The following is an 18,990-nucleotide window of genomic DNA, read 5'->3' as shown; positions in this document are numbered from 1 at the left end:
TGCCGGGCGTCGCCCTTCCGGGCCCGTCACCTTCCATACCTCGGAGCGCCGCCATGAATGCCGCCCGCCTCTTCCCCTTCCTGAACGAACTGCGTCACTACAGCCTGCGCGACTTCCGCGCCGACTTCGTCGCCGCGCTCACCGTCACCCCCATGGCCGTCCCCCAGGCCATGGCCTATGCCCTCATCGCCGGGGTGCACCCGCAATACGGCATCTATGCCTGCATGCTGCCGGTCATCGTGGCCGCCCTCTGGGGGTCGGCCCGCTATCTGGCCGCCGGCCCCACCAACGCCATCTCCATGGTGCTGTTCACCACCATGAGCACGGTCAGCATCGGCGGCATCACCGTGGCCAGTCTGCCCGAAGAGGCCCGCATGCCCTACATCTTCGGCATCGCCCTGCTCTGCGGCCTCATCCAGGTGGGCATGGGCCTTGCCCGTCTGGGCGAGCTGGCCAATTTCATCTCCCATTCGGTCATGGTGGCCTTCTCCGCCGGTGCGGCCCTGCTCATCGCGTCGGGCCAGCTCAAGACCGCGCTGGGCCTGCCCTCCTCCCAGGCACAGGGATTCTTCCCCCAGATCGATCACGTCATCCACAACTTCACTCATCTCAACATCTGGTGCCTGCTGGTCTCCGGGGGCACCATCCTGCTGATCCTGCTTTTCAAGCGCATCTCGCGCCGCTTCCCGGCCACCCTGGCGGCCCTGGTCATCATCTCCGCCGTCTCGGCCCTGCTGGGTTTCCACGAGCAGGGCGTGCGCCTGGTGGGCGCCATCCCCAGCGTGGTCCCGCCCCTTTCCCTGCCCCCGGCCTTCGACATGGCCTCCATCCGCGACCTGTTCATGCCCGCGCTGGCCATCGCCCTGCTGGGCGCCGTGGAATCCCTGGCCATCGGCAAGCAGCTGGCGGGCATCCGCGGCGACCGCTTCGACGGCAGCCAGGAACTCATCGGCCAGGGCCTCGGCAACATCGCCGCGGGCCTCACCTCCGGCATCCCCGGTTGCGGCTCCTTCACCCGCAGCGCCCTGGTGGTCACCAGCGGCGGGCGCAGCCGCATGGGCACGGTCTTTTCGGGCCTGCTGGCCCTGCCCATGCTCTTCGTTATGGCGCCGCTGGTCAGCTGGCTGCCCATGCCTGCCCTGGCGGGCGTGCTGCTGCTCATCTCGGTGAACATGATCGACATCCCGGCCATCCGCCTTTGCCTGCGGGCCACGCGCATCGACCGCTGGGTGCTGCTCATCACCTTCGCGTCCACCCTGCTCCTCGATCTGGAGCGGGCCGTGTTCATCGGCGTGCTGCTCTCCCTGACCCTCTTCATCTACAAGGCGGCCCATCCCCGGGTACGCCGCCTGCGGGCCACGGACCCGCTCATGCGCTATGCCCCGGACAACATGCCCGAAGGCCTGGTGGTCTACGTCATCGAAGGCACGCTCTTCTTCGGCGCCATCCATGAGCTGGAGCGCCAGCTCTACGAAGAGGACGACACGCCGCCCCGTCTGGTGGTCCTGCACCTGACCCGCGTGTTCTGGCTGGATGCCTCCGGCGCCCATGCCCTTGAGCAGTTCCTCGAACGCTGCTATGCCCGCAGTGTGCCGGTGGTCCTGGTGGTGGGCAGCCGCAACGTGCGCGACATCCTCGGCCGCACGGGCGTCATCGACTGCCTGAGCGACGGCTTTGTGGCCGATACCCTGGGCGACGGCCTGCGCATCGGCGTGGACATGCTGAACAGGCATATCTGCTGCCACACCGGCTGCCCCGAGGAATCCTGCCCCGGTCCCGCCTGCCCCACGGCCGCTGCCCCCCGCAGCGTGGACCAGCTGGCGCAGCAGCGCCTGCAACAGATGCAACCCGAAGACCCTGCGTCCCGCACTACGGAACATTGATGATGCACAAAGCGTTTTTCCTGCCGGAATCCCCGGCCACCCCCGACAGCCTGCCCTTCGACCGGGAGCACCCCTGGCTGGCGCCCCTGGCCGGCTACAGCGACCTGCCCTTCCGCCTGCTCTGCCGCCAGTACGGCGCGGCGGTCTGCGTGACCGAGATGGTCAGCGCCAAGGGCCTTGTCTACCGCAGCCCCGGCACCGGCGAGCTGTTGCAGAGCCTGCCCGAGGACCAGCCGCTGGTGGTCCAGCTTTTCGGCGCCGAGGCCTCCTTCCTGCAACGGGCCGTGGAGATGCTCCGCGACGTGGGCTACGGCTGGTTCGACCTCAACATGGGCTGCTCGGTGGCCAAGGTCCTCAAACAGGGGGCCGGGGCCGCCATGCTGGGCGATGTGCCCAATGCCCTCGAAGTGGCCCGCGCCATGCTCCAGGCCGCCGGTCCCGGACGGGTGGGCTTCAAGATCCGTCTGGGCCTGGACAGCCAAAGGCATGTCTGGCGCGACCTTTCCCTGCGCCTCCAGGATCTGGGCGCGGGCTGGATCACCCTGCACCCGCGTACGGCGCGCCAGGGCTTCGGCGGCGAGGCCGCCCACGAGGTGCTGGCCGAGCTCAAGCAAGCCCTGGACATCCCCCTCATCGCCAGCGGCGACCTGTTCAGCGCCCGGGACGGCCTGCGCGTGCTGGAGCAGACCGGCGTGGATACGGTCATGTACGCCCGGGGCGCCATGCACGGCCCGGCCATCTTCGACGACCACCTCCACCTTTGCCGGGGCGAGGAGCCCCAGCCCCCCTCACCGGCCGCCCTGCGGGCCATGGTCCTGCGCCACATGGAACTGGCCCAGGAACTCTGTCCCGGTCGCGCCGCCCTCTGGAAGATGCGCAGCGTGGTGCCCCGCTATGTGCGCAGCCTGCCCGGCGTCAAGGCCCTGCGCCTCGAGCTCTGCCGCTGCACGTCCTGGGAAGGTCTGCACGAGCTGATGGACCGCTTTTTGCCGGAATAAACGGCAAGATCTGTTGAGGAGAAAGGGGACTTTTTCCAGCGGAAAAAAGTCCCCTTCCCCCTCAAACTCCCCCATCCTTCAAAAACCGCTCACGGCGTCCCGTGCTCCGCACAGGACGCTCGACGGGGAGTTCCGGTCTTCTCTCCCCCGCGCTTTCCTTTGCCTTCCTGGACAGCCTTCTTCATCTCCTCTCCAGCCGGGGAGCCATCCGCCGCCTGCCGGACGGGATTTCCCCTGCCTGCCCCGTCCCCCACAGGCAGGCGTCTTGTATCCCCGTGCAATCACAGACGCACCTGCTCACAGGCTCTGCCCCTTTCCCGTATATCGAGCGTGTCGATAGGACGGTGTGTGCCGAAGGTGCCGTGCCGCCCTTGCCACAGCACAGGCGGACCCGCCCGGATGCCAGGCAGCATCCGCCATCCGGCGGCGATTCCCGCACAGCGCGAGCGCCCCTTCCCCTTGACAGGGCCTCTCTCTCACGGAACACTGCCGCAAAGAATCTTTTCCGGGAGAGAACTATGGACGTCATCCGCGCCAAGACCGCCGGTTTCTGCATGGGGGTCGGCCTGGCCCTGCAAAAACTGGATACCGCTCTGGAACAGCCCTGCGAAGGCCGCACCTGCACCCTGGGCCCCATCATCCACAACCCGCAGGTCCTGGCCGACTATGAGGCCCTGGAGGTCTTCTGCGCTCAGGATCCTTCCCAGCTCAACGCCACGGACAGGGTCCTCATCCGCGCCCACGGCATCACCCGTCAGGTGGAGGAGGCCGTCCGCGCCACCGGCGCCGACGTGGTGGACGCCACCTGTCCCAAGGTCAAGCGCGCCCAGCTGGCCATCGAACGTGCCACCCGCGACGGCGAGGAGCTGCTGCTTTTCGGTGAGGCCGACCATCCCGAAGTGCGCGGCCTTGTCTCCTATGCCCACGGACCGGCCCATGTGTTCGGCAGCCGTGACGAACTGGCCGCCCTGCATGTGGACCCGGAACGTTCCTATGTGCTGGCCTCCCAGACCACCCAGGACCGTTCCGTCTTCGAACAGCTGGAAAAGGAACTGCGCGACCGCCTGCCCCGGCTCAAGGTGCTGGCCACCATTTGTGATGCCACCCGCGAACGCCAGGAAGAGGCCCGCAGCATCGCTGCCCAGGTGGATGCCATGGTGGTAGTGGGCGGCCGCCAGAGCGGCAACACCCGCCGTCTGGCCGATCTGGCGGCCCAGAGCGGCATCAGCACCTATCATATCGAACAGGCCGAAGAACTGCGGGCCGAAGACTTTGCCGGCAAGGGGCGTGTGGGCCTTACCGCCGGGGCTTCCACGCCCCGCAAGCTCATCGACGCCACCCAGCAATGGCTGGAGCAGTTGCCGGATTAACGGGACTTCCGCGGGGCACCGCTGTGTGCCCCGCAGACCGTGCAGCCTTGTGAACAAAAGGCTTTGCCGTACGGAACGGACGGCAAAAAAACTTTTCTTCCGTCCCCGGCCCTTGCGGAGCTGCCCTTCCTGCCCCCGCCAGGGCCCTTCGGACATTCCCCTTATTTTTTTCTTGTATTTGTTTGCCGGCGGCACTCGTTCTCCGGTAAACAGGGCATAGCCAGGACGCTGTTCATAATGATCTGTATTTGATGATTATTTTTGAACAAAATCGTACCATGGCTCTAATTGTGATATTTTTCACCAGAGTGCTGGAGGCCTGAAACTTCTCCGGTCGTCCGCCGCAGCCGTTTGCAAAGCCCCGCTCTCTGGCGTACACTGAAAACCAGTTCCGTACACGGGACAGTCCCCCTCACCGGGCCGCCGCAAGGCGTTTCCGGCGGGGCTCCTGTGTTTTTTCTGGGGGTAGAATGGCTCTGATCCTGGGTACCGCCGGTCACATCGACCACGGCAAGACATCTCTGGTCCGCGCGCTGACGGGCATCGACTGTGACCGTCTGGAAGAAGAGAAGCGGCGCGGCATCACCATCGAACTGGGCTTCGCCTGGGTCCCCATGCCGGGTGGCGAGCGTCTGGGCATCGTGGACGTGCCCGGCCATGAACGCTTCGTCAAAAACATGGTGGCCGGTGCCGCCGGTGTGGACTTCGTCATGCTGGTCATCGCCGCCGACGAAGGCGTCATGCCCCAGACCCGCGAACATCTGGAGATCTGCTCCCTGCTGGGCATCCGGCACGGTTTCGTGGCCCTGACCAAGGTGGACATGGTGGACGCGGACTGGCTGGAACTGGTCCAGGAAGACGTGCGCACCTTCCTGCAGGGCACTTTTCTGGAAGGCGCCCCCATCTTCCCCGTCTCGTCCAGCACGGGCCAGGGCATCCCGGCCCTGCGCGAACATATCCTGGCCTGCGCCAGCAGCCTGCCGCCCCGGCACGGCTCCGACATCTTCCGCCTGCCGGTGGACCGCGTGTTCACCCTCAAGGGGCACGGCACGGTCATCACGGGCACGGTCATTTCCGGCGCGGTCAGCGAAGGGGACGAACTCTGCTTCATGCCCGGCGCCCTGCCCACCCGCGCCCGCAGCCTGCAGCGCCACGGCAGCAGCGTGGAGATGGTCCGCGCCGGCGAGCGCTGCGCCGTCAACGTGCAGGGCCTGGAAGTGACGGACATCCATCGCGGCAACACCCTCTGCCGTCCCGACACCCTTTTCCCCTCCCGCCGCTGGCTGGTGCGCCTGCAGTGCCTCAAGTCCGCGCCGCGGCCCCTGCGCCAGCGTACCGAGGTCCACTTCCACCACGCCACGCAGGAATGCGCGGCCCGGGTGGTCTTCTTCGACCGTGACCGTCTGGCCTCCGGCGACTCCTGCCTGGCCGAACTGCGCTTCTCCAGCGATATGGTGGGCGTGTTCGGCGACCATTGCGTGCTGCGCGCCTACTCGCCCCTGCGCACCGTGGCCGGCGGCACCATCGTCAGCCCCCTGCCGCCCCTGCTGCGTCGCAAGGACCCGGATTTCCAGAACAAGCTCGACCTGCTGGCCCGTCTGCCCGAACTGGCCGCCCCCGAATACATCACGGCCCACTCCGGCCTCGACCTCACCAGGGCGGCCCTGAGCCTCAGCGGCAGCGCGGGCGCCAGCCACAGCCAGCTGCAGGCCCTCACCGGCCAGAGCGCCGCGGCCCTGCAGAAGCAGCTGGTCCAGCTGTCTTCCCAGGGCGAGGCCATCTGCTGGCACAAGGAAGGCCGCATGTGGATCGCCAGCCTGCATTTCGAGGCCCTGATCCGCGCCTGCCTGGACAGGGCCGCCGCCCTGCACGCCAAGAACCCGCTCAAGCCCTCACTGCCCAGCGGCGCCCTGTGCGCCGGCTGGAGCGACAAGCTGCCCCAGCGTCTGGTGGCGCGCGTGCTGGAAGCGGCCCAGAAAAAGGGCCTGCTGGTGGCCGAAGGCGACGGCCTGCGCCTGGCCAGCCACAAGGTCACGCTGGCTTCCGACCAGGAGGGCCTGAGCCGCAAGCTGCTGGAGGCCCACACCAGCGCGGGCCTGACCCCGCCCAACCTCAAGGACGTGCTCGAGGAACTGGGCGTGAGCAGCAAGGAGGCGGCGCCCGTCCTGCGCCTGCTGTGCGAACAGAAGAAGCTGGTGCGCGTCAAGGACGGCCTCTACTACGGCAACGAGGCCGTGGAAGAGATCCTGGACAAGGTGCGCCTGTGGTTCAGCGACCATGAGGATCTGGACGTGGGCGGCCTCAAGGAGATCCTGGACCTTTCGCGCAAGTACCTCATCGCCCTGCTGGAATTCATGGACAGGGAAAAGATCACCGTCCGGGTGGGAGACGCCCGGCAGTATCGGGGCCGCTAGGGACAGGTATCCTGTCCCCGTCCGGTGACCGCAGGGTCGCCGCCCGAGGCCCGACCAACAACAGCGTCATGCTCCGGCGACCGCGCCCGCGGCCGCCCGTGTCCGGGCGAGAGACCTCGTCCCCGGACGGCACAAAGTTTGAGACGCCCGGCGTTTCAAACGCCAAATGCTCTACAAGGAGAGTCTATCGTGGCACAGAAAATCCTGGTTATCGGCGGCGTTGCCCTGGGTCCCAAGGCTGCCTGCCGCTGCAAGCGCCTGATGCCCGACGCCGAGATCACCCTGGTGGATGAAAACCTCTTCATCTCCTACGGCGGCTGCGGCATCCCCTATTATGTGTCCGGCGAGGTCAACAACCTCGACGACCTGCGCGCCACGCCCTACCACACCGTGCGTGACCCCGAATTCTTCCGTACCATGAAAGGCATCACCGTGCGCAACCAGACCCGCGCCATGGCCATCGACCGCGCCGCCAAGACCCTGCTGGTGCGCAACGTGGTCACCGGCGAGGAAGAAAAGCTGCCCTACGACAAACTGGTGCTGGCCACCGGTGCCACCCCGCGCATGCCTCCGGTGGAAGGTCACGACCTGAAGAACGTCCTGACCCTCACCCGTCTGGAAGCCGCCGACGTCATCCGCAAAGCCTGCGAACACGGCCAGGTCAACGAGGCCGTCATCGTGGGCGGCGGTTTCATCGGTCTGGAAGCTGCCGTGGCCCTGTCCGACATGTGGGGCGTCAAGGTCAGCGTGGTGGAAATGATGGACCAGATGCTGCCCGGCGTGCTCTCCCACAACATGGGCAAGATGGCCGCCCACGACTGCGAGGCCCACGGCCTGTCCGTCTACACCTCTGAAAAGGTCGTCAAGCTGGAAGGCAAGGACGGCGCCGTGTGCAAGGTCATCACCGACAAGCGCGAACTGCCCGCCCAGCTGGTGATCTTTGCCGCCGGTTTCCTGCCCAACGGCCAGCTGGCCAAGGACGCCGGTCTGGAAGTGGCCCCCTTCGGCGCCATCGTGGTCAATGAAAAGATGCAGACCAGCGACCCCGACATCTATGCCGGCGGCGACTGCGTGGCCATCAAGAACCTCATCACCGGCAAGCTGGGCTACCTGCCCCTGGGCAGCATGGCCAACCGCCAGGGCCGCGTCATCGGCACCAACCTGGCCGGCGGCGATGCCAGCTTCCCCGGCTTCGTGGGCACCTGGGCCGTGAAACTGTTCGACATGTCCTTCTGCGGCGCCGGCCTCACTGTGGAACGCGCCCGCAAGGAAGGCTATGACGCCATCTCCGTGGCCGTGGAACAGCTGGACCGCGCCCACTTCTATCCTGAAAAGAACATGATGAGCCTGGAACTGGTGGTGGACAAGAGCGACCGCCGCGTGCTGGGCATCCAGGGCGCCTGCACCGCCGGTGACGCCCTCAAGGCCCGCATCGACGCCGTGGCCGCCGTGCTGCAGTACGGCAAGCCCACCGTGGAAGACATCTCCAACCTGGAGATCTCCTACGCGCCGCCTTTCGCCTCCGCCATGGACGTGGTCAACGTGGTGGCCAACGTGGCCGACAACGTGCTGGCCGGCCGTGTGAAGCCCATCACCTCCGAAGAATTCATGGCGCTGTGGGAAAAGCGCGCCGAGAACAACATCTTCTTCATTGACGCCCGTCCCGCCAAGGCCGGTCAGGCCGTGCAAGCCGTCCATCCCGAATGGCACTCCATCTCTCTGGAAGAGATGCCCAGCCGGGTCAACGAAGTGCCCAAGGACCGTCCTGTGGCCATCATCTGCAACACCGGCCTGCGCGCCTATGACAGCGTGCTGATCCTGGCCCGCAACGGCATCACCGACGTGGTCAACGCCGCCGGCGGCATGCAGGCCGTGCTCAAGACCGGCGGCAAGATCTAGCTGTTTGTCCTTGTGACCTGTTCAAGGGGCTCCCGTCAGGGGCCCCTTTTTTCATGGCCTGCCGGCGGGTGCCCTGTCCGGCACGACGGCAGTCGCCCCGGGCACCCGGCCGACCGCCCCTGAAGACCGGGGAACGGCCTCTTCGCCCGCCTCCCTTCCCTGCGCTTTCCCGGTCAGCAGCCTGCCGCGGCAAGGTGCCACGACCGGCAGGGCACCGCCCCTTCCCAAGCCCTGCCGGGAGGACCTTCAAAGCCTTGCGCAGCGCCGTTTTGCGGGCTATGATCACATGACATATTTCATGGTATTTTCCGTTATTGCCTTTTGTCGCCCTTTTTAGTAGGCAGCCTGAAGAGAGACAAAGGCGCCGGTCACGCGTCCTGCGGGGCCGCAGCGGCTCAATATCTTCCTAACTCCTTTGTTTCTCTTGTAAAAATGCTTGCGCATTTTTTTTCACAGCCTGCCCACATTAGACTGTTCAAACAAACAATTTTGTGGTAGGGCTCATCCATTGCGAACAGGCACGGTCCCGGCCGTTTTTTCGGGCTTCTTCCGCCCGGGCCGCTCCGGCCTCATGCCACGGCATGATGCGATGGATCCTCTCTGTTTGCACAAGACCACCGCTTGCCGGTGTGTCCATTCCGGAAAAACATGCGCGCCAAGATAGACGCGCAAGGAGGAACAGATGGCGAAAATGAAAACCATGGACGGCAATAACGCCACCGCGTATATTGCCTACGCTCTGTCGGACACGGCTGCCATTTACCCCATTACCCCTTCGTCCGTCATGGGCGAAGTCATGGACGAAATGGCTGCCAAGGGTTGCAAGAACCTGATGGGCCAGACCGTGACCGTGCGTGAAATGCAGTCCGAAGCCGGTGCCGCCGGTGCCGTGCACGGTATGCTGGCCGCCGGTTCTCTGACCAGCACCTACACCGCTTCCCAGGGCCTGCTGCTCATGATCCCCAACATGTACAAGATCGCCGGCGAACTGCTGCCCGGCGTCTTCCATGTTTCGGCCCGTGCCCTGGCTTCCCACGCCCTGTCCATCTTCGGTGACCATCAGGACGTCATGGCCTGCCGCCAGACCGGTTTTGCCTTCCTCTGCTCCTCTTCGGTGCAGGAATGCATGGACATGGCCCTGGTCGCCCACCTGTCCGCCCTTGACGCCAGCGTGCCCTTCTGCCACTTCTTCGACGGTTTCCGTACCTCTCACGAAGTGCAGAAGATCGAGACCATCGATTACGAAGACATCCGCAAGCTGGTTCCCTGGGACAAGGTCGAAGAGTTCCGCGCCAATGCCATGAACCCGGAACATCCCCATATCCGCGGCACCGCCCAGAACCCCGACATCTTCTTCCAGAACCGCGAAGCCAGCAACCTGTACTATGACGCCGTGCCCGGCATCGTGCTGGAAAACATGAAGAAAGTGGCCGCCATCACCGGCCGCAAGCATCGCCTGTTCGACTACGTGGGCCATCCCGAAGCCGACCGCGTGATCATCAGCATGGGTTCCTCCTGTGAAGTCATCCAGGAAACCGTCAACTACCTGAACGAACGCGGCCAGCGCGTGGGTCTGGTGAAAGTGCATCTGTTCCGTCCCTTCTCGGCCGAACACCTGCTGCAGGCCATCCCCGCCACCGCCACCACCATCACCGTCCTCGACCGCACCAAGGAACCCGGTTCCCTGGGCGAGCCCCTGTACCAGGACGTGTGCACTGCCTTCATGGAAAAGGGCGAAGCTCCCACCATCGTGGGCGGCCGTTACGGTCTGGGCTCCAAGGACTTCACCCCCGGCATGGCCAAGGCCGTGTTCGACAACATGCTGGGCCTGGCTCCCAAGAACCACTTCACCGTGGGCATCCACGACGACGTGACCAACCTGAGCCTCGACGTTGAAGAAGAGATCGACACCGTGCCCGCCGGCACCGTGCAGTGCAAGTTCTTCGGTCTGGGCGCCGACGGTACCGTGGGTGCCAACAAGCAGGCCGTCAAGATCATCGGTGACAACACCGATATGTACGCTCAGGCCTACTTCGCTTACGACTCCAAGAAGTCCGGTGGCTTCACCGTGTCCCACCTGCGCTTCGGCAAGAGCCCCATCCAGTCTTCCTACCTCATCACCCAGGCCGACTACATCGCCTGCCACAAGGCCGCCTATGTCACCCAGTACGACATCCTGGACGGCATCAAGGACGGCGGCACCTTCGTGCTGAACTCCAACTGGTCGCTGGAAGACATGGAAAAGCACCTGCCTGCTTCCATGAAGCGCACCATCGCCCGCAAGCACCTGAAGTTCTTCAACGTTGACGCCGTTGCCGTGGCCCAGGAAGTGGGTCTGGGCGGCCGCATCAACATGATCATGCAGACCGCTTTCTTCAAGCTGGCCAACGTGATCGACTTCGACAAGGCCGTGGCCCTGCTGAAGGAATCCATCAAGAAGACCTACGGCATGAAGGGCGACAAGATCGTCAACATGAACATCGCCGCCGTGGACAAGGGCATGGACGCCCTGGTCGAGATCAAGTACCCCGAATCCTGGGCTGACGCCACCGAAGGTGCCGAAGTCTGCCATTGCGGCGACGACGACTACATCGCCGGTGTGGTGCGTCCCATCCTGGCCCAGCGCGGCGACAAGCTGCCCGTGTCCGCCATGGAACCCGCCGGCATCATGCCCCTGGGCACCGCTGCCTGTGAAAAGCGCGGTGTGGCCATCAACGTGCCCGAATGGGTGGCCGACAACTGCATCCAGTGCTGCCAGTGCTCCTTCGTGTGCCCCCACGCCGCCATCCGCCCCGTGGTCGCCAATGACGAAGAACTGGCCGGCGCTCCCGAAAGCTTCGTGACCGTGCCTGCCAAGGGCAAGGAACTGACCGGCATGAAGTTCCGCATGCAGGTGTACGCCGAAGACTGCCTGGGCTGCGGCTCCTGCGTGGAAGTCTGCCCCACCAAGCCTGAAAAGCGCGCCCTGACCATGAAGCCCCTGGATACCCAGATCGACGCCCAGGTGGCCAACCTGGCCTTCGCCGAAGCCAACGTCTCCATCAAGGACGACCTGATGGCTCGCGACACCGTCAAGGGTTCCCAGCTGCAGCAGCCCCTGCATGAGTTCTCCGGCGCCTGCGCCGGCTGCGGTGAAACCCCCTACGTCAAGGTGCTCACCCAGCTGTTCGGCGAACGCATGCTGATCGCCAACGCCACCGGTTGCTCCTCCATCTGGGGTGCTTCTTCCCCCACCACGCCCTACACCACCAACAAGGACGGCTTCGGTCCCGCCTGGGGCAACAGCCTCTTTGAAGACGCCGCCGAATTCGGCTGCGGTATCGGTCTGGGCTACAAGCAGCGCCGCGGCGCCCTGGCCCTGGCTGTCAAGGAAGCCCTGGCCACCGAAGGCATCGACGACGAACTGAAGGCCTCCCTGCAGGGCTGGCTGGACAACATGGAAGACGCCGAAGGCTCCCGCAAGTTCGGCGAAGAGATCCTGGACAACCTGGACAGCCTGTCCGAAGCCAACCACGCTCTGGCCCACAAGCTGTGGGATATGGGCGACCTCTTCACCAAGAAGAGCGTGTGGATCTTCGGTGGTGACGGCTGGGCCTACGACATCGGTTACGGCGGTCTGGACCACGTCCTGGCTTCCGGCGACGACATCAACGTCCTGGTGATGGATACCGAAGTGTACTCCAACACCGGCGGTCAGGCCTCCAAGTCCACTCCTCTGGGCGCCATCGCCCAGTTCGCCGCTGCCGGCAAGCGCATCGGCAAGAAGGACCTGGGCCGCATGGCCATGAGCTACGGCTATGTGTACGTGGCCTCCATCGCCATGGGCGCCGACAAGCAGCAGGTGCTCAAGGCCTTCCGCGAAGCCGAAGCCTACAAGGGCCCCTCGCTGATCATCGCCTACGCTCCCTGCATCAACCAGGGTATCCGCAAGGGCATGGGCAAGAGCCAGGAAGAAGAAAAGCTGGCCGTGCAGACCGGCTACTGGCCCCTGTACCGCTTCAACCCCGAACTGGCCAAGGAAGGCAAGAATCCCTTCCAGCTGGACTACACCAAGGATCCCAACGGCGAACTGCAGGCCTTCCTGGCCGGCGAAACCCGTTTCGCCGCTCTGGACAAGAAGGATCCCGAAGTGTCCAAGCAGCTCAAGGCTGAACTGGACAAGGCCTACAACGAGCGTCACGCTCTGTACAAGCAGCTGGCCAGCCTGCCTCATCCCGGCAGCGAAAACTAAGCCGGCATACGCTGAATAAATGAAGGGGCGCGGCCGCAACGGCCGCGCCCCCATTATCTGGAGCGTGGGTCGAGCCCCAGCGTCCTCCGGCCCGCCGGCAAGGACGCGCCCATGCCGGGACGGCAGACCCGCATGGCGCAACACCATATTTCCGCCCGCAAGGGCCGCGGCCCTCGGGCCGCGGCGCGCAGCGCGCCACCAGCCAACCCGCGCTTGGGAAGTTTCCGGCTCGCGAAACTTCAAACATAACGGCATCGATTCACCGGGGCCAGCGCCCCGTCCTGGAGGAAACCATGCATCGCGCCCTATACCTTACCGCCACGGGCCCGCGCACCGGCAAGCGCGCCATCGCCCTGGGCACCATGTCCATCCTGAGCCGCAACATGCAGGATGTGGCCATTTTCCGCCCCATCATCAATGAACCCCAGCTGGATGACCGCGCCCCGGACATCAACCTGCTGCTGGAACACTTCAAGCTCAAGCAGGACTACTGCGACACCTTCGCCTACACCTACCAGGAAGTGCGCACCATCATCAATCAGGGCGACCGCAACCTGGTCATCGAGAACATCATCCAGAAGTTCAAGGAACTGCAGAGCCGCCACGATTTCGTGCTCTGCGTGGGCACCGACTTCCTGGGCAAGGACCCGGTCTTCGAATTCGAACTGAACGCCGAGATCGCCTCCAACCTGGGCTGCCCCGTGATGCTCATCACCAGCGGTGAAGGCAAGAACGCCGAAGAAGTGCGCGACTCCCTGCTGGTGACCCGCGACTCCATGGCCCCCTACTCCCTGGACGTCATCGCCACCATCGTCAACCGCTCCAGCCTGACCCGCGCCGAAGCCGACGACCTGAGCGACATCTTTGCCGCTGACGACAAGCCCGGCCTGGTCTACGCCATCCCGGACGAGCCCGCCCTGGGCCGCGCCACCATGCGCGACCTGCAGAAGGGCCTGAACGCCGAAGTGCTCTCCGGCGAAGCCCATCTCGACGCCCTGGTGGGCGACTACCTCATCGCCGCCATGCACGTGGACAACTTCCTGGGCTACCTGGCCAAGGACCAGCTCATCGTGACCCCCGGCGACCGCACCGACATCCTGCTGGCCTCCATCGCCTCCCGCCTGTCCTCCAGCAAGCCCGACATCGCCGGCGTGCTGCTGACCGGCGGCATCCGTCCCAGCGCCGAAGTGAGCAGCCTCATCGAAGGCTGGACCGGTGCCCCCCTGCCCGTGCTGCTGACCGAACAGCACACCTCCAAGGCCTTCATGTCCCTGCAGGAGATCTACGGCCTCATCGAGCCCACCGATACCCGCAAGATCAACACCGTGCTGGGCCTGTATGACCACTACGTCAACGGCAAGGAGATCAGCGCCCGCCTGAACATGACCAAACCCGGCCGCATGACGCCCATGATGTTCGAACTGAACCTCATCGAACGCGCCAAGGCCAACAAGATGCGCATCGTCCTGGCCGAAGGCGAGGAACCCCGCATCCTGCAGGCCACCGACATCCTGCTGCGCCGCGAAGTGGCCGACATCATCCTGCTGGGCAATGCAGACAAGATCAACAAGCTGGCCCGCGAACTGCACCTCGACATCAGCAAGGCCACCATCATCGATCCCGTCACCTCGCCCAAGTTCGAAGACTACGCCGCCACCTACGCCGAACTGCGCAAGGCCAAGGGCGTGACCATCGAACGCGCCCGCGACGTCATGAGCGACGCCACCTACTACGCCACCATGATGGTCAAGAAGGACGACGCCGACGGCATGGTCTCCGGTGCCGTGAACACCACCGCCCACACCATCCGTCCCGCCTTCGAATTCATCAAGACCAAGCCCGGCTACTCCGTGGTCTCCTCGGTCTTCCTGATGTGCCTCAAGGATCGCGTGCTGGTCTTCGGTGACTGCGCCGTCAACCCCAACCCCACCTCCCAGCAGCTGGCCGAGATCGCCGTGGCCTCCGCCGATACCGCCAAGGTCTTCGGCATCGATCCCCGCGTGGCCATGCTCTCCTACTCCACCGGTACGTCCGGCAAGGGTGCCGACGTGGATGTGGTGGTGGAAGCCACGGCCCTGGCCAAGGAAAAGGCTCCCGAGCTCTCCCTGGAAGGCCCCCTGCAGTACGACGCCGCCATCGATCCCACCGTGGCCAAGACCAAGCTGCCCAACAGCAAGGTGGCCGGCAAGGCGACCGTCTTCATCTTCCCCGACCTCAACACCGGCAACAACACCTACAAGGCTGTGCAGCGTGCCGCTGAGGCCGTGGCCATCGGTCCTGTCCTTCAGGGCCTCAACAAGCCCGTCAACGACCTGTCCCGCGGCTGCACCGTGCCCGATATCGTGAATACCGTGGCCATCACCGCCATCCAGGCCGCTGCCGAAAAGCAGAAGTAGTACGGACACGCGCCGGCCTCGCCCGGCATCCTGTCCGCAACCATCATATCAGGGACGGAGCCTAGGCTCCGTCCCTCCATTCCCCCCTGACGAGGATCCTCATGAAAGTACTGGTTATCAACGCTGGCTCTTCCTCCTGCAAATATCAGCTGCTGGAAATGGACACCGAGACCGTCCTGGCTTCCGGTCTGGCCGAACGCATCGGCCAGGGCATGGGCAAGCTGACCCACAAGATCGCTCCTGACAGCGACCACGAAGAAAAGATTGTGCGCGAAAGCGCCTTCCCCACCCACGTGGAAGCCATGGAACTGGTCATCTCCCTGCTGACCGACCCTGAAAAGGGCGTCATCAAGGACAAGAGCGAAATCTACGCCATCGGCCACCGCGTGCTGCACGGCGGCGAATCCATCACCGAGACCGTGAAGGTGGACGAAAACGTGAAGCAGATCATCCGTGACTGCTTCCCCCTGGGCCCCCTGCACAACCCCGCCAACCTCATGGGCATCGAAGTGGCCGAAAAGCTCTTCCCCGGCGTGCCCAACGTGGCCGTGTTCGACACCGAATTCGGCATGGCCATGCCGCAGGAAGCCTACATGTACGGCCTGCCCTACGAGATCTACGAAGAGATGCGCATCCGCCGCTACGGCTTCCACGGCACCTCTCACAAGTACATCGCCAAGAAGACCGCCGAATACCTGGGCAAGCCCCAGTCCGAGCTGCGCTCCATCACCATGCACCTCGGCAACGGCTCTTCCATGAGCTGTGTGAAAGACGGCAAGTGCTTTGACACCAGCATGGGCCTCACCCCTCTGGAAGGCCTCATCATGGGCACCCGCTGCGGTTCCATCGACCCGGCCATCGTCCCCTTCATCATGGAAAAGAAGGGCCTGACCCCCGAGGAAATGGACACCCTGATGAACAAGAAGTCCGGCCTGCTGGGCCTGTGCGGCTTCACCGACATGCGTGACGTGCACAAGGAGATCGAGAACGGCAACAAGAAGGCCGAACTGGCCCTCAACATGCTGGTCCGCAGCATCAAGAAGACCCTGGGCGCCTACTTCTTCCTGCTGGGCGGCAAGGTCGATGCCCTGGTCTTCACCGCCGGTATCGGTGAAAACGACGACATCGTCCGCGCCAAGGTCTGCGAAGGCCTGGAAGAACTGGGCGTGCGTCTGAACCTGGAAGAAAACGGCACCCGCAAGCCCGGTGCCCGCACCATCTCCACCCCCGACAGCAAGATCAAGGTCCTCATCATCCCCACCAACGAGGAACTGCAGATCGCCCAGGCCACCATGGAAGTGCTGGCCTAAGGCACGAATATGTTGAGGAGGAAGGGCCCCTTTTGCCTGCGGTAACAAGCGGGCCTCTCCTCAAACTCCCCTCCCCAAACGCTCTTGGAAAGGCGCCTACGCACCTTCCTCCGTTCAAAGCAGAGCAGCATGGGACGGGGCGCGGCAACAAAGGCCGCATTCGGAGCTGTGCCCGCCGCACCGGTGTCTCGCTTCCCGGCGTCAACGACAGCTCCCACGATACGAAACGGGCCGTCTCTTCAGGAGACGGCCCGTTTTTGTTTCATTGATGATCTGCCGGGCTGGCTGGCTTGAGGGGGAGGGCCCCTTTTTCCTGCGGTAAAAAGCGGGCCCTCCCCCTCAAACTCCCCCTCCCCCCAAAAACCGCTCATGGGAAGGCGCGCTCCACGCGCCTTCCTTCGTTCAGGACAAAAAACGCAAGGCGGGGAAGCGACAACAGAAATGTCGCCCGAAGGGTGTCCGCCATACCGGCCTCGCCAGCAGCCTGCCGGCGGGGACAGCGTGCCATATCATGCTGTGCATCCCGGAGACCGCCAGCCAAGCTTCATATACAGCCATAGGTCCCGCTCGATGCTCCGGGACAACGATTTTTAAAGAGAGAAAGAGAACCTGGGAGGAGGGATTTGGACTGCGGGAAAAAAACTCCGCCTGCCCGGCAGGCCTGTGCTTCCTTTTCCCCTCCCGGCAGAGGCAGGCCCTGATAAAGTTTTTTGGCGTGGAGGGGCCTCCCCCTCGCACCTATCCTTTCCGCCTACTGCGGGCGATCCAGCACGCGCAGGGAGATGGCCTCGGCCACATGGGCGGGAGCGATGGCGTCCTTGCCCTCCAGGTCGGCGATGGTACGGGCCAGACGCAGCACCCGGGTGTAGGCGCGGGCGGAGAGGCCCAGGGCGCGCACGGCCTGCTCCATGAGCGCGTGCCCGGCGGCATCGAGGGCGCAGTAGCGTTCCAGCAAAAAGCCGCCCAGATCGGCATTGCAACGGCAGGCTGTCCCGGCATAGCGGTCATTTTGGCGCTCACGAGCCGCCAGGACGCGTTTTCGGATGGTGGACGAGTCTTCGGCAGGGCTGCCCCCGCGCAAGTCCTCATAGGGCACGGCAGGCACCTCCACGTGGACGTCGATACGGTCCAGCAAGGGCCCGGACAGCCGGTTGCGGTAGCGGTGCAGGATGTCGGGGCGGCAGGTGCATTCGTGGTCGGGGTCCCCGTAGTAGCCGCAGGGACAGGGATTCATGGCGGCCACCAGCATGCAGGCGGCCGGATAGGTGAGGCTCTGCCCGGCACGGGCGATGGTCACGCGGCCGTCCTCCAGGGGCTGGCGCAACACTTCCAGCGCGTTCTTGCGGAATTCGGGCAGCTCGTCGAGGAAGAGCACGCCGCGATGGGCCAGGCTCACCTCACCGGGCAGGGGATGCAGGCCGCCGCCCACCAGGGCCACCTCCGAGACCGTGTGATGCGGCGCCCGGAAGGGACGCACGCGCACCAGCCCCTGCCCGGGGGCCAGCTTGCCCGCCACGCTGTAGACCTTGGTGACTTCCAGGGCTTCTTCAAAGTCCAGGGGCGGCAGGATGGTGGGCAGACGCTGGGCCAGCATGGTCTTGCCGCTGCCGGGCGGGCCGATCATGAGCAGGTTGTGCCCACCGGCGGCCGCCACTTCCAGCGCACGTCGCGCGCCCTGCTGGCCGCGGACCTCGGCGAAATCCATGCCGGACAGGACGGCATCCTCCGGAGGCGCGGGCAGGGGCTGCCGGGCTTCGAGCTCTTCCCGCCCCAGCAGAAAGGCCACGCACTGGGAAAGATGCGCGGGCGTGTAGACCGCCACGTCCCGGACCACAGCCGCCTCGGCGCCGTTGTCCGGCGGCAGGATGACGGAAGCGAGGCCCAGCTGCCGGGCCATGATGGCCAGGGGCAGCATGCCGGGCACCGGACGGAGCGCACCGGAAAGGGAAAGCTCTCCGGCAAAGACCCGGCCCTGCAGGGCTTCCACGGGGATCTGCCCGCTGGCCGCCAGCAGGCCAAGGGCCAGAGGCAGGTCGAAGGCGGTCCCGCTCTTGCGGCGTCCGGCCGGGGCCAGGTTCACGGTGATGCGCGAGGGCGGCAGGCGAAATCCGCAGGCCCGCAGGGCTGAAAAGACCCGCTCCCGGGCCTCGCGCACGGCCGCCTCGGCCAGGCCCACCAGCGTGAAGCCGGGCAGGCCCTGACGCACCAGGTCCACTTCCACGTCCACCGGGAAGGCATCCACCCCTTCCAGACCGGCGCCGTACAATCGTATGACCATACTCCTCCCCCGCGCCGCCGTCGCCCCTTTGCGGAAAGGGCCATCCCCGTACGGGATGACCGTCGCTCCGGCCCGTACGGCGGCTGTAAAAAAAGCGCTGCCGCATCTGCGACAGCGCCTGTGATCATGCTTCTGTGGAAAAAGCCCGCAGGACACGGCAGGGGGCGTACCCGTCATGCCCTTCCGGCAATATGCACGGGAAAGAGGCCAC

9 protein-coding genes are annotated in these 18,990 nt (G+C 65.0%); 8 read left to right on the top strand and 1 reads right to left on the bottom strand.

Going from position 1 to position 18,990, the window contains the following annotated elements; genetic code table 11:
• Nucleotides 1–53 precede the first annotated feature (53 nt).
• The 8 genes from Q4I12_RS05790 (at nucleotide 54) to Q4I12_RS05755 (ending at nucleotide 16,501) form a co-directional block, all read left to right on the top strand.
• A complete protein-coding gene (locus tag Q4I12_RS05790; RefSeq protein ID WP_302260989.1) occupies nucleotides 54–1,883 on the top strand; it encodes a SulP family inorganic anion transporter in 1,830 nt (609 codons plus the stop codon).
• Nucleotides 1,883–2,881: a tRNA dihydrouridine synthase gene (locus Q4I12_RS05785; RefSeq protein ID WP_302260987.1), complete on the top strand. Its 999-nt coding sequence runs from the start codon at nucleotides 1,883–1,885 to the stop codon at nucleotides 2,879–2,881. The genes Q4I12_RS05790 and Q4I12_RS05785 overlap by 1 nt, the downstream gene beginning before the upstream one ends.
• A gap of 518 nt (nucleotides 2,882–3,399) precedes the next feature.
• Nucleotides 3,400–4,251, top strand: coding sequence for a 4-hydroxy-3-methylbut-2-enyl diphosphate reductase (gene ispH, locus Q4I12_RS05780; RefSeq protein ID WP_302260983.1), 852 nt, complete (start codon nucleotides 3,400–3,402; stop codon nucleotides 4,249–4,251).
• A gap of 470 nt (nucleotides 4,252–4,721) precedes the next feature.
• Entirely contained in the window at nucleotides 4,722–6,665 is a 1,944-nt protein-coding gene (selB, locus tag Q4I12_RS05775) for a selenocysteine-specific translation elongation factor (protein ID WP_297158991.1), read from the top strand.
• A gap of 189 nt (nucleotides 6,666–6,854) precedes the next feature.
• On the top strand, nucleotides 6,855–8,564 hold the full coding sequence (locus Q4I12_RS05770) for an FAD-dependent oxidoreductase (RefSeq protein WP_204626167.1): 1,710 nt from the start codon (nucleotides 6,855–6,857) through the stop codon (nucleotides 8,562–8,564).
• Between the two features lie 682 nt (nucleotides 8,565–9,246).
• Nucleotides 9,247–12,795 (top strand): pyruvate:ferredoxin (flavodoxin) oxidoreductase, encoded by a 3,549-nt coding sequence (nifJ, locus tag Q4I12_RS05765; protein WP_204626168.1) that lies wholly within the window; start codon nucleotides 9,247–9,249, stop codon nucleotides 12,793–12,795.
• Nucleotides 12,796–13,088: 293 nt separating this feature from the next.
• Nucleotides 13,089–15,191 carry a phosphate acetyltransferase gene (gene pta, locus Q4I12_RS05760; protein WP_204674968.1) on the top strand — a complete coding sequence of 701 codons (2,103 nt, stop codon included), beginning with the start codon at nucleotides 13,089–13,091 and terminating at the stop codon, nucleotides 15,189–15,191.
• Between the two features lie 101 nt (nucleotides 15,192–15,292).
• Entirely contained in the window at nucleotides 15,293–16,501 is a 1,209-nt protein-coding gene (locus tag Q4I12_RS05755) for an acetate kinase (protein ID WP_302260979.1), read from the top strand.
• A gap of 751 nt (nucleotides 16,502–17,252) precedes the next feature.
• Here Q4I12_RS05755 and Q4I12_RS05750 read toward each other — a convergent pair.
• Nucleotides 17,253–18,779: a YifB family Mg chelatase-like AAA ATPase gene (locus tag Q4I12_RS05750; RefSeq protein ID WP_289616830.1), complete on the bottom strand. Its 1,527-nt coding sequence runs from the start codon at nucleotides 18,777–18,779 to the stop codon at nucleotides 17,253–17,255.
• Between the last annotated feature and the right edge of the window lie 211 nt (nucleotides 18,780–18,990).

The organism is Desulfovibrio piger (assembly GCF_951793255.1).
In the GTDB taxonomy this organism is placed as follows: Bacteria; Desulfobacterota; Desulfovibrionia; order Desulfovibrionales; family Desulfovibrionaceae; genus Desulfovibrio.
The sequence above is the reverse complement of the archived record's forward strand: the minus strand, read 5'-3'. Positions and strand labels throughout refer to the sequence as shown.